Raw genomic sequence first — 509 nt, forward strand, 5'->3', positions numbered from 1 at the left:
AGTTTCAGATGTCTTGTCATAGGACTTGAAGCTCCATGTGCCTTCTGCTGTCTTCACTTCCGTTTTACTTGGCTGAGTTGGAGTCGCTTGACTACCGTCTTTCAAGTCTGTTTGGTCTGCTGGAAGCAAGGCTTTCACTTCTTGTGGAAGGTCTTTTCCTGGAGTTCCGCTGACAAATTCATGTGTTGCCTTGTAAGTTGGTGCTGGGGTAAATTCCCAAGTACCGACGAAGTGGGCATCCGCTCCATTGATGGTTTCTGATGCCTTATCGTAGGACTTGAAGCTCCAAGTACCTTCTGCTGTCTTCACTTCCGTTTTACTTGGCTGAGTTGGAGTCGCTTGACTACCATCTTTCAAGTCGGTTTGGTCTGCTGGAAGCAAGGCTTTCACTCCTTGTGGAAGGTCTTTCCCTGGGATTCCGCTGACAAATTCATGTGTTGCCTTGTAAGTTGGTGCTGGGGTAAATTCCCAAGTACCGACGAAGTGGGCATCCGCTCCATTGATGGTTT

Annotated in this window: 1 protein-coding gene; it reads right to left on the reverse strand. The window is 48.1% G+C overall.

What is annotated here, in order from left to right; translation table 11 throughout:
* Positions 1–509 (reverse strand): SHIRT domain-containing protein (locus HMPREF0849_RS10015; RefSeq protein WP_000317198.1); only part of this gene is annotated, 509 nt, incomplete at both ends.

The organism is Streptococcus sp. C300 (assembly GCF_000187645.1).
Lineage (GTDB): Bacteria > Bacillota > Bacilli > Lactobacillales > Streptococcaceae > Streptococcus > Streptococcus oralis_CQ.